Annotated in this window: 6 protein-coding genes; all 6 read left to right on the top strand. The window is 61.8% G+C overall.

What is annotated here, in order from left to right; all coding sequences use genetic code 11:
* Window positions 1–40: 40 nt before the first annotated feature.
* Complete coding sequence (locus tag ACIGJE_RS25220; RefSeq protein ID WP_311933000.1) at window positions 41–1,075, top strand: hypothetical protein; 1,035 nt, start codon at window positions 41–43, stop codon at window positions 1,073–1,075.
* 175 nt (window positions 1,076–1,250) lie between these two features.
* Entirely contained in the window at window positions 1,251–3,071 is a 1,821-nt protein-coding gene (locus ACIGJE_RS25215; RefSeq protein ID WP_483678959.1) for a Hint domain-containing protein, read from the top strand.
* A 102-nt stretch (window positions 3,072–3,173) separates the two neighbouring features.
* The gene (locus ACIGJE_RS25210; protein ID WP_483678958.1) at window positions 3,174–3,710 is read left to right on the top strand and encodes a helix-turn-helix domain-containing protein; all 537 of its coding nucleotides are present in this window, start codon (window positions 3,174–3,176) and stop codon (window positions 3,708–3,710) included.
* Between the two features lie 371 nt (window positions 3,711–4,081).
* Complete coding sequence (locus ACIGJE_RS25205; protein ID WP_415085504.1) at window positions 4,082–4,582, top strand: hypothetical protein; 501 nt, start codon at window positions 4,082–4,084, stop codon at window positions 4,580–4,582.
* 547 nt (window positions 4,583–5,129) lie between these two features.
* Entirely contained in the window at window positions 5,130–9,005 is a 3,876-nt protein-coding gene (locus ACIGJE_RS25200) for a glycosyltransferase (RefSeq protein WP_415085506.1), read from the top strand.
* A gap of 140 nt (window positions 9,006–9,145) precedes the next feature.
* Window positions 9,146–12,121: a glycosyltransferase gene (locus ACIGJE_RS25195; RefSeq protein WP_415085591.1), complete on the top strand. Its 2,976-nt coding sequence runs from the start codon at window positions 9,146–9,148 to the stop codon at window positions 12,119–12,121.
* The last annotated feature ends 41 nt before the right edge of the window (window positions 12,122–12,162 follow it).

Here is a 12,162-nt window from a genome sequence, read left to right as displayed (position 1 = left end):
CCGTGCGGCCGAAAAACCAGCTTGGAAATCGGGCGAGGACATGCTGTTCAACATCGAATCGGACGAGGGCGGCGAGATCACCGGCTATGTCGTCCCGGACGATTTCGAGAAGACGCCGATCCTGCATGTCCTCGTCGACGGCCAGGTGGCGGCCCGCATCCGCTGCAGCGAGCCGCGCCCGGCCCTGGTCACGGCGGGGCGCCACCTCAACGGCCTGTGCGGCTTCCTGCTCAACGATGCCAATGTGCCCGGCCTCGGCGCCATGCGCTATGTCGAAGTGGTGGACGAGGAAAGCGGCATCCTGATCTATCGCCGCAATCTGGACGCTCCCGGCCTGCCCAACCGTCTGTTCCGGCTGGAGACCCATCTGTTTCCGCTCTGGGGGCTCGATGCGGCGCTCAAGCAGCATTTCAACTATTTCCACCGCGGCATCGAGCGGCTGGGAAGCGAGACGGCGACCCAGATCTTCCATTTGTTGAACACCACCTCGCTCTATGTCAGCGGGCGGCTCACGCTCAGGCAATATGACGCGCTGATTCATGAGCGCTTCACCTGGGTGACCCTGCTGCACGATCCCTATTACGAACTGGCCGAGCGGCTGATGGCCCTCAAGCTGGTACCCAAATATGGCGATGCCCTGCTGGGCCAGCGCGATCTCTCCGTTTTCAAGCCCGCCATCGATTTCGTCGCCGACCTCGAGACGGACGAGGAGGGATTGGTGAAGGCCTTCGCCGAGATGCCGGGTCCGGTGATTTCAATCCTGTCCAACCCGCTTGCGCGCCAGCTTGCTGCCGAGGGCTTCGACGCGCTGTTGCCGCGCGGCGCCGTGGCGACGGCACTCGCCAATCTTGCCAGCGCCGGGGTTGTCGGCATTCGCGAACGGCCGCATGTCTTCGCCGAGGACCTCGAACAGATCATGCGCATGCCGCAGGGCGCCGTGCAGATCGCGCCCCTGCTGCCGCCGGTCCAGGCCCTGGCGGAACGGCTGCGCAGGCTGCCCGAGACCGAGGTGCTGCTCGAGGCCGATCTCGACATCTACGGCCAAGTCAAGGCGGCGGTCGCAGGCGGCGGCTGACAGGGTCGAAGAAATGCGGTTTGCGCATCGCCTGTCGACATGTTGGCAGTCGCGAGTTTATGTTTGCGCAAAACAAACTTTTCGTGCTATTTCAAAAGGCGTACACGATACCTAATCGGAAGTACGGGTGGCCGTGGGGGACAGGCCGGAATTCCGACGGATGCAGGAGGAATGAATGCCTATTTTCGGACCCAACGCTGGCGGCGTCAGCTATGACATCAGCAATCCGGATATTCTTGGACAAAGCGACGTTACTATCTCGGGCGGCGCACTCAACGGTACCGTCTTAAATAACGTACCTGGCGGTAACATCATCACGACCACTGGCGGTTCCGCGGGCGCTCTCGTAAGCCTTGGAAGTGTTTATGTTGTCGCGCCCGGTGTAGCCAACAGTAACGTTAATATCCTGGCCGCGGTTGGCCCGCAGACAATTTATGTTGGTGGTACTACCACGATCAATAGTACGCTTGCTCTTCTTAGCGGTACTCAAATCAATGTTACCGGTGGCTCTGCCAGTCTTGCTGATGGAATCTTGGCAAATGCCCTGAGCAGTTCAACGGTGAATTTGACGGATGGTGGCTCGTTCACCAATGGGAATAATCTTGCCAACGTGTTGACCGGTACGACCATCAACTATGGCGTCGGTGGCGGTACCTTTACTGTCAATGGCGGCGGAACGCTGATCGATCTCTCAAATACGACGATCAACGGCTTTGCGACCAACAATGGTCTGAACCATCTGGAGTTCCAGAATACTTCGGCTGCGGCAGCTACCTATCAGATTTCGAATACGGGTAGCGGACAGAGCATTGTGGTTCGTGATGCCAACGGCAACATCATCGCGCAAGCCAATATCGCAGGCCAGACGCTCAACACCGGCACGTACACCCCTGGCGATCCAGGCCCACTGACCATCAGTGGTGACGGCACGAGCCTGACTATCACCGACTTGGCCGTTGTCTGCTTCCTCGCTGGCACGCTCATCCGTACGGCCACAGGCGAAGTCGCAGTCGAGAAGATCAAGGTCGGCTATGAGATCTATGTGTCCGTCGACGGCAAGGATGAACTGCGTCCCGTGACGTGGATTGGATCGGGGCATGTGATGAGCAATCCCTCGCGTCCCATGGATATGGGCGGCTACCCCGTCCGCATCCTCAAGGATGCGATCGCCGAAGGCGTGCCCTATCAGGATCTGCTGGTCACGGCCGAGCACAGTTTCTTTTTCGAAGGCAAGCTGGTGCCGATCCGCATGCTGGTCAACGGCCGGAGCATCTTCTATGACCGCTCCTTCCAGACCTACACCTATTACCATGTCGAACTGGCCCAGCATGGCATCATCCATGCCAACGGCATGCTCTCCGAGAGCTATCTCGACACGGGCAACCGCAAGAACTTCGTTGCCCAGCACGGCGTGGTGCCGTTCCCCGGCAAGGCCAAGGACTGGTCAGTCGATGCCGCGGCGCCGCTCTGCGTCGAGCGTGCCTTCGTGGAGCCGATCTTCCGCGCCATCGAGGCCCGGGCGGCCCTGCGCAACGATCCGGTGCAGTCGCAGCCGGTCGAACTGACCCGCGAAGCCGATCTGCACCTGGTCACCGAGAGCGGCCGGGTCATCCGCCAGGCCCGGGAAGCCGATGGCATGGCCCTGTTCATGATCCCCTCGAATGTGCGGTCGGTGCGCATCGTCTCGCGCGCCAGCCGTCCGGCCGATACGATCGGGCCCTATGTCGATGACCGCCGTTTCCTCGGCGTGCTCGTCGGCGCTGTCACGCTGCAGGACGGCAATGTCCGCCGCGAGATCGACACCCATCTGACCACCCGCACTCTGCGCGGCTGGTCGGTGCCGGAAGGGGCTCGCCGCTGGACGGATGGCGATGCCGTGCTGCCGCTCGGCGAGCGCGCGCCCAACGCGATCGCCATGCTGGGCCTGCAGATCGTGGCTGCCGGTCCCTATGTGGTCGAGGCTGACGCCGCCGTGGATGCCGCGCTGAACGGCTGACAATATCGACGACAAGAATCAGCCAGCCCTTGAACAGGGCTGGCTGACATGCTTTTCAGGGGCATGCGCTACGCCACGATCCTGCAGCCTGGCCAGATTTGGATGTCTTCCGGTCGCGAGGATTCCCAGCGAATCGTCGTCGATGTCTTCAAGGGCAAGGTGCTCTATCGCCTGGCGTCGCAATCGGCCGATGATGCGCCGCAGGAGGCCTCCCGCAGTGCGTTCCGGCGCTGGATTGCCGAGAACGGCGCTGAATTGACCGATCAGGATGCCGAGGCGGGACAGAAGGTTTCACCCAGCGCCGAACTTGGAAAACGGATCCGGGCATTGCGGCAGGCCGCCGGCATGACCCAGCAGCAGCTTGCCGATGCGGTCGAGGTTTCGCGTGCGGCGGTCGCCTTCTGGGAAACCGGGCGAGAGGGCAGCGTCAACAAGCATCTGACGGCTTTGTGCCAGGCGTTGGGTGTCGGGGAAGACACTTTGCTGAACGGGCTCGCCGAAGAGCGTATCGAGATCACCCTGTCGCCCGACGAGGCCGATCTCATCGCACTCTATCGCATGCTCAGCCCGAGCCGGAAACTGAGCGCGCAGAAATGGCTGGAACGCCAGACGAATCAGCGCGAATCCGATGATGGATGAGGCGCCCGCGCCTGGGTGAGATGCAAGCTCCTCGTCTCGTTCCCGGTGCAGGACTCCTCGTTTTTTTCAACGGTTTCCCAGCCGAAAACCTGCCGGCCTCGGCGGAGAATGCTGCAGCCTTGCCATGACGACCGGTCAGAGCGTCCCCGGGCATCGCATTGCCATTCCAGAAATGGGCTGGATTAGCCAAAAGTAGAATTATATAAAATCAAAATAGGTATTAACGCCGCCGCGTCGCCGCCTGCGAGCGACGGGTTGGCTCCTAACCTCGGAAGGGATTGCCTGGTGTCGGTCAGTTTTGCGAAGCCGTTGCATTCGCACCGGCCCTCAGGCCTGTCTCCTGTCCCTTCCGGGCCATGAAGGGTAGGGACATGTTGGATTCCTTGCCTCCGGCCGAAACGGCGGATCCCAGGATGGTGGGGGATCCTGCCCTGCGCCTCTGGTTCGATCAACGCGAATGTCGGCCGGTCTCGATCGAAGGCGCCATTCATACCTTTGTCGTGCCGCCGGACTTCAGGCAGGCGCGCCTCGTCTCGCGATCCGGCCAGGTCGAAGCTGTGGAGGACGATGACCGTGTGCTCGGCGTGGCTGTCGGGCGCATCTGCCTGCGCGGCGAGCATGGCCTTCGCGAGGTCGCGCTCGACCATCCCAGGCTGGAACACGGATTTTATGCCTGCGAACGCGAGGGGCAGGTCATGTGGCGCTGGTCGAACGGGGACGCCCGGTTGCCCGCCGACCTGCTGGATTATGACGGCTCCGCCCCGGTCCTGATCGAGATCCACCTTCACACAAAACTGTCGGCCTACCGGGTCGATCCGAGCGAGGGCGGCAGTGCAGCCGATGGTTCGGCCGGCCGAAACGCGGTGGCGTAGCGGGAGCGTTCGTGGCTGGCAAAAGTTTTCGAAAGACAAGGTGGAATCGCCGCAATGATGCATTCATTGCTGTATTCATGACGGACGGTGTTTCTCCTCTGCAGTTTTTATCGCGCGATCCGGCTCGTGAAATTGCGTGATATTTGCTGCCGAACCGATAAAGATCACCAGCCGGAAGAGGACAACGGGCAAGAGCTGAATCGCCTGCAGTCTTTTTCCGCCCCTGCGATTTCCCGTGGCACTATATCCACAAACCACATGTCGTGCTGGACCAAGATGTAATTGTCATGGCGACGGCGATCGTCAACAGATAGTAATGTGTTCGACGTATCGATGTAGGTCTTGATCAGGAGCTTGAAGCCCAAGGATGATTGTTTTGCCATTTGGCTAAGCCTCCCCGTTTGATGGGGTGTCTCTACCGCCCGAGACGCGGATGCAGGACCGGTACTGACCGGCCGCCGCGATCGGAACCAAAAGCGTGTTTGAATACCGGTGTAGTATGGGCAAGAGCTCTCGTTTCTGGACAAAATTGGCACCGATCAAGAAGATGCCTTCTTTCGCGTCGTCGGGGTATCAGGCCAATCCGGACCTCAATCTACCGAGTGATTTCGACTGGCAGGTCTACGTCAGCGCCCACACCGATCTGCAATCCTTCTCGCAGGCCAGGGCCGAAAAGCACTATGCCAGCCATGGGGCGGCGGAAGGTCGTCTCTATAGCGAGAAGGGTATCGGCCACTACATTGCCGAGCTCGAGGCCGAGCATGGCAAATTGCCGGAGCTGTTCGACTGGAAGGAATATATCGAGCGCTATTCCGACCTCTCCTCCCTCGGTTCGTCCTATGCGGCCGCCAGGCACTTCCTGCTGCATGGCCGCAAGGAAGGGCGCGTTCCCTACCAGTTCGATGCCGATCTCTACCGTGCCCTCTATTTCAAGGGCATCCAGATACCGAACGACGCCCTGCTGGAGCATTATCAATCCATCGGCAAACCGGCCGGCGCGGTCGCGACGCTGGACCAGCTCGCGCAGAGCGAGGGGCTGCAGGACGGGTATTGGCTGCGCTTCCTCAATCTTGAGGAGTTCAACCTTCTCAACTCGCGCTGGGTCGGGGAGGCCGCCAACAAGCAGGAGGCCCTGCAGGCGATGATCCGCGAAGGATTCGAGCGCCTGGCGCCGATCTCCTTCGTGCACGCCTTCGATCCGGTCTATTTTGCCGATGCCAATCCGGCGCAGGCCGGCAAGACGTCGGCCGAACTCTATCAATATTGGCTGTTTACTGGTCTGAAAGCCAAGGTGCCCGGCAATGCCGCCGAACATCTCAAGCTGCACGGCCTTGCCTTGCTCGAATATCCGGCCGGGTTCGACTGGCGGGCCTATGGCAGCCGGCCTGGCGTAACGCCCAAGCATCGCTGGGACCTGCTCTATCATCTCACCGTCAACGACGCGATCCCGGCGCATGAGATTCCGCTCGGCCCGAGCGGCGGCCAGGACTTCCTGCTGGCCCTGGCAGGCGCCTTGAAGGCGCGCAATCCCGACCGTGCGGCCAGCCTCTATGCCTTCCTCGACCGCAAGGGCCCGCTTGGGCCGGTGGAACGGGAGCGCTGGGCCGATTGCCTGGCCGCGCGGGAAAAGTGGGAGGAGGCGCTACCCCTCTATCGCCAGGCCATCGACGCCGGCTCGATCCAGGTCCAGACCGCCGTCAAGGCGATCGAGGCTGCCTTGAAGCTGCGCGAGCCCGAGCAGGCCGTGGAGGTGCTTCTCCAGACCCGGACGGCTTCCGGCGGCGACATCCGTTGGCGCGAGGCGCTGCGCCAGACCATCGATGCCGCGTTCCGGGAAGCCTGGATGGCGGCCGAGGAACTCTATGCCAAGGAGCGCCGCCAGGAAGCGGACGATGTCATGACCAAGGTGGTCGCCGACATCGCAAGCTGGTGGAACACCTTCGATCCGCCCGGCCCGCCGCTGCCGGCAACGCCCGATCAGCGCGTGGTGATGCTGGCCAATGTCGATTTGCGGCAATGCACGCAATATCGCGTGACCCAGAAGATCGAGATCGCCAAGGTGGCCGGCCTCAAGCTGGAAGTCTACACCCAGGCGGAGGTGGATGACTTCATCACGGCCATGCCGGGGGCCAGCGCCGCCATCTTCTATCGCCTGCCGGCCCTGCCGTCGAACATCCGGGCGATCTCGATCTGCCGGGCGCTCGGCATCCCCAGCTATTACGACATCGATGACCTGATCTTCGACGGCACCCATTATCCCGAGCCGATCGAGACCTATGGCGCCTCGGTCAGCAAGAGCTTCTATCATTCGCTGCAGATGGGGGTGCCCCTGTTCCGGGCGGCGCTTGCGATGTGCGACTATGGCATCGCCTCCACGACCCTGCTCGCCGGCTACATGGAAAAGCTGGTGCGCACCGGCCGCTGCTTCGTCCTGCCCAACGGCATCGACAGCCATGACGCCGACCATTTCCAGCAGCGCATTCCGCGCGTGCGGCGCAACGATGACGTCGTGCTGTTCTACGGCTCGGGCACCAAGGCGCATAACAGCGACTTCCTCGATCTCGTCGGCGGGCCGTTGCTGAACCTGATGGAGCGCCACCCGAATGTGCGCCTGATGGTGGTGGGCTATCTGTCGCTTGACGAGCGTTTCGATGCGGTGCGCGAGCGTATCACCCAGCTCGAATGGACCAAGGACGTGCAGTCCTATTGGTCCTTGCTGGCCGAAGCCGACGTCAACATGGCCGTGCTCGTGCCGGCGCCGACCACCAACGGCAAGAGCGAGATCAAGTGGCTGGAGGCCGCCGCCTTCAACGTGCCTTCGGTGGTCAGCGCCACCCATCGCTATGAGGAAGTGCTCGAAGACGGTGTCGACGCCTTTCTCGCGCGTACGCCCGAGGAGTGGGAAACCGCGCTCGAGACCCTGATCCGCTCGCCCGAGCGCCGTCAGGCCATGGCCGAGGCGGCGCGCGCCAAGGCCGTGAGCTTCCACAGCCTCGAGCGCAATGCCGAACGGTTCAAGGAGCTGCTGGCACCCGCCTTCAATCGCAGCGACACCCGGCTGCAGCTTTCCCGGCGCAAGAAGCGCATCCTGTTCTTCAACATCTTCTTTCCACCGCAGACCATCGGTGGCTCGACCCGCGTCATCAGGGACAATATCGACAGCTTCATCGGCTCGAACTTTGCCACCGAATGTGATTTTGCGGTGATGACGTCGGACAATGACAACCGCAAGCCCTACCAGCTGCGGGTCGAGAACTATAAGGGCATCCCGGTCTTCCGGGCCAATTCCCCGATCGAGGACATCCAGGAGTGGCGGCCCTTCAACGAGCGCTATGGCCAGCTCTTCGCCCGCGTGCTGGAATTCTGGCGGCCCGATCTGGTGCATATCCATTCCCCACAGCGGGGGAGTGCCTCGCTGATGACCGCCTGCATCCGGGCAGGCGTGCCCTATATCAACACCGTCCATGACGGCTGGTGGGTCTCCGATTACAACTTCCTGACCGATATCACCGGCGCGCCGGTCGAGCCGGAGGAGGCGCTGCCCTCCAGGCCTCCCTTCGGCAAATCGATCGGGCGTTCGCTCGAACGCCGCCGTCGCCTGCGCATCCTGCTCGAACGCTCCGCCGCCATCCTGGGGGTCTCGGATGCGTTCACCCAGATCATGCATCGCGCCGGCTACCCCGCAGCGCGTTCGGTGCCCAATGGCGTGCCGGCGATGGAACGCATCAGGAAGACCCGCTCCCCCAATGGCAAGGTACGCCTGGTCCAGGTCAGTGGCGAAACCCACCACAAGGGCTTCCACCTCGTGCAGGCCGCCTTCAAGCAGGGGCGCTTTGCCAATCTCGAACTGACGATCGTCGATCATCAGCGCTTTGGCGGGCCGGTCCTGGAAACGCGTTGGGGCGAGACGCTGGTCCGCTTCGTCGGCAAGACCAAGCAGGAAGACATGCACACGCTCTACGCGCAGCAGGACGTCCTGCTGGTGCCCTCGGTCTGGCCCGAGAGCTTCGGCCTGGTCTCGCGCGAAGCCACGTCCGCCGGCCTGTGGGTGATCGCCTCCGACCGCGGGGCGATCGGAGAAGGCATCGAGCATGACGTCAATGGCTGGGTGCTCGACGTCGCCACGATCGAACCTTTGTTGAGTACGCTCGAAGAGATCAACGCTTCCCCCGAGCGCTATCTCGCTTCGCCGCCGGCCCTGGCCGTCAAGCCCCGCACCGCCGCGGACCAGGCGCGCGACCTGATCGCGATCTACCGCGACATTCTCAAGCGCGCGCCCGAACAGCAGCCCTGGCCCTATTTCATGACCGGCGACTTCGTGGAAGACGAGGATGCAAGCCCGGAGGATCGCGACTGGCTGAAGGGCAAGCGCAAGACCTTCTTTGCCGATTTCGGCAGCACCAAGGGAAGTGGCACCAGATGAAGCTTGATCTTTGCGCCCGATGACGTCGCTCGAAGCCACAAAGACAAGCAGAAACAAAGAGTTGTAGAAGAAGCTCGTTTTTCCGAGAGGCGTTGCTCAGGCGCTGCCGGATATTGGGGGAGTGGAAGGCGTTGGAAGGGGTGGTTCTGGACACGCTCACGGGTTCGGCTGGCGGAGGCGGGCCGTTATGGGGTCGGTTCGACCCGGACTGGTATCGGCGAACCTATCCCATTGCCGCCGAAGAGGCGGATCCCCTGGAGTTCTATCTCACCCAGGGCATGAAGCTCGGGCACTCGCCCAATCGTTATTTCGACGAGGCTTTCTACGTTTCCGAGCATGAGCAGGTGGCCCAGGCGATCGCCGAGGGGCGGATCACCTGCGGTTTCGAGCATTATTGCCAGAGCGGGCGCAACGAGCGCTCCGCACACTGGCTGTTCGAACCGGGGTTCTATCGCCAGCTCTACGCGGATTTGACCGATGCCGCCCTGATCAAGGGGGGCTTTGCCAATCTCTACGACCACTATCTGAAAAGGGGTGCCCAGGAAGGGCGGCAGGCCCATCTGCTGTTCTCGCCGCAAATCTATCGCCGGCACATGGCCGACATTGTCGGCCAGCCGGTCCCGACCGCCACGGGCGCGTTTCAGCATTATTTGGCCTGGATCGACGAGGGCAGGGGGGATGTCCCCACCTCGCCCTATTTCGATGCCGCCTGGTATTGTCTGCACTATCCCGAGGTCGAGCAGGCCGTTGCGGAGCAGCAGTTCAAAGGCGCTCTGCATCACTATCTGTCGAACCCGGATCCATCGTCTTTCGATCCGCTCGAATATTTCCGCGAGCGTTTCTATATCGAACGCTATAGCGACATCGAGAAGGTCATCGGCCGGGGCAAGTGGTTCCGCAATGCCTATCTGCATTTCCTGCGCTATGGCCAACATGAGCTGCGCAACCCGACCAACTATATCAATCTGCAATATTACTGGGCCCGCCGCTCCAGCGTGGTGGTCAATGCAGAACTGGCCAAGGTGGCCGATCCCTTCGCCCATCTCCTCACCGTCGGTCTCCTGAAGGGGCTGCCCTTCGCGCCGACCGGCGCCCCGATCGACGTGCCGGAGAAGCAGGCCCGCGCCCTGTTTCTCAGCCATGCCGAGAACATGGCTCCCCAGCATGCGCGCCGGCCGATCGACTTCACCGTCGAAGGCCGCGCCGATGTCTGCGTCATCGTGGTGGTGCACAACCACCTGGCCATGACCTTGATGACCCTGGCGTCACTACGGGACAACTACGCCGGCGGGATCCAGCTCATCCTGGTCGACTCGGGTTCGACGGACGAGGTCAAGCAGATCCAGCGCTATGTCAGGGGCATGGTCCATCTGCGCTTCGAGACCAATATCGGCTTCATTCATGCCTGCAACAGCGCGCTTCTGCATGCGAATGCCCCCGCCATCCTGTTCCTGAACAATGATGTGAGGCTTTCCACCGGGGCGATCGCCGCCGCCATGGCGCGGCTGGAGGCCGATCCGCAGATCGGCGTGGTCGGCGCGAAGGTGATCCGCACCAATGAAAAGCTGCAGGAGGCCGGCTGCATCATCTGGCGGGACGGCAAGACCAACGGCTATATGCGGGACTGGGCGCCGCTCAGCCCGGAAGCGAATTTCGTCCGCGACGTCGATTTCGTCTCCGGGGTCTTCCTGATGGCGCGCGCCGATCTGATTGCACAGATCGGCGGCTTCGATCCGCAATTCGCCCCGGCCTACTACGAAGACGCCGACCTCTGCCTGCAGGTGTGGAAGGAAGGCTACCGCGTCGTCTACGATCCCAATGTGGTGGTCTACCATTACGAATATGGCAGCTCGCGTGACTCGGGCGCCGCTTTCGGGCTGATGCACAAGAACCAGAAGGCTTTCCATGCCAAACATTTGCAGGCATTGAAGCATCGTTTTCCGAACACGCCGGAAGCCCTGCTGGAGGCGCGTTTTGCCGGCAAGACCCAGCCGAAGATCCTCTATGTCGAGGACTATATTCCGCTGCGCGGCCTGGGAGCCGGTGCGGTCCGGAGCAACGACCTCATCCGCGTGATGGCGGGGATGGGCTATCAGGTGACGGTCTTTCCGGTCCACGGGACTGCAGCGCCGATTGCCGAAATCTATGCGGATTTTCCTGATAACGTCGAGATCATTCACGATCTCAATCATCATGACTTCAATAAATTCATTAATGATCGAAAGAATTATTTTGATTGTATCTGGATTTGCCGCGCTCACAATCTGAATTTTCTTTATAGATACCTTGAAGATCTCAATCTCAACCCGAACAAGACGAGCGTCGTCCTTGATACGGAAGCGGTCTTCTCGCTGCGGGAGGAGCTGCAGGCGAAGCGTGAAAACAGGCCCTTCGATCTCGGCGAGGCCATGGCGCGGGAATTCGAGCACGGCCATTTCTGCCAGGAGATCGTCACCGTCAGTCCGTCTGAAGCCGCCGTGCTGCACAAATTCGGCTTCCCCCATGCCAGGGTGGTGGGGACCTACCGGCCCGTCACCCCGACCCCTCGCAGCTTCCAGGATCGGGCCGGCCTCCTCTTCGTCGGCAGCCTCTATGCCGAGAACACGCCCAACTACGATTCATTGAACTGGTTCATCGAGGAAATCCTGCCGCTCGTCGAGGCGGAGCTCGGCTGGGAAACCCGGCTCAACCTGGTCGGGCATGTCGCCCCCGGCCTGGCCCTCGACCGTTTCCTGTCGCATAGCCGGGTCACCTGGCACGGGCCCGTGGCCGATCTCGCTCCGATCTACGATAGCTGTCGCATTGCCATCGCGCCGACGCGCTTTGCTGCCGGGACGCCCTACAAGGTCTATGAAGCGGCCTCGTTCGGTGTGCCCGCCGTGATCACCGACCTGCTTCTCGGGCAGCTTGGCTGGAGCAACGAGCGGGAAGTGCTGTCCGTATCAGTCGATGACACGGAGGGGTTCGCCGCTGCGATCGTCCGGCTCTACCGTTCCGAAGAGTTGTGGCATCGTCTCCGGCAAGGCTGCTGCGACAGGCTCCAATCAGAGCACAACGAGGACAGGTATAGGGAAGCCCTGTCGCAGGTCCTGCCTGCCCTCCATCGGTCGCAGTGATGCCGATGCCCGGCCATTTGAATAGTGAATTGGGCGTGAAG

The organism is Labrys sp. E2SS-1L, from assembly GCF_057073705.1.
This window is presented reverse-complemented; position numbering and strand designations above follow the sequence as displayed.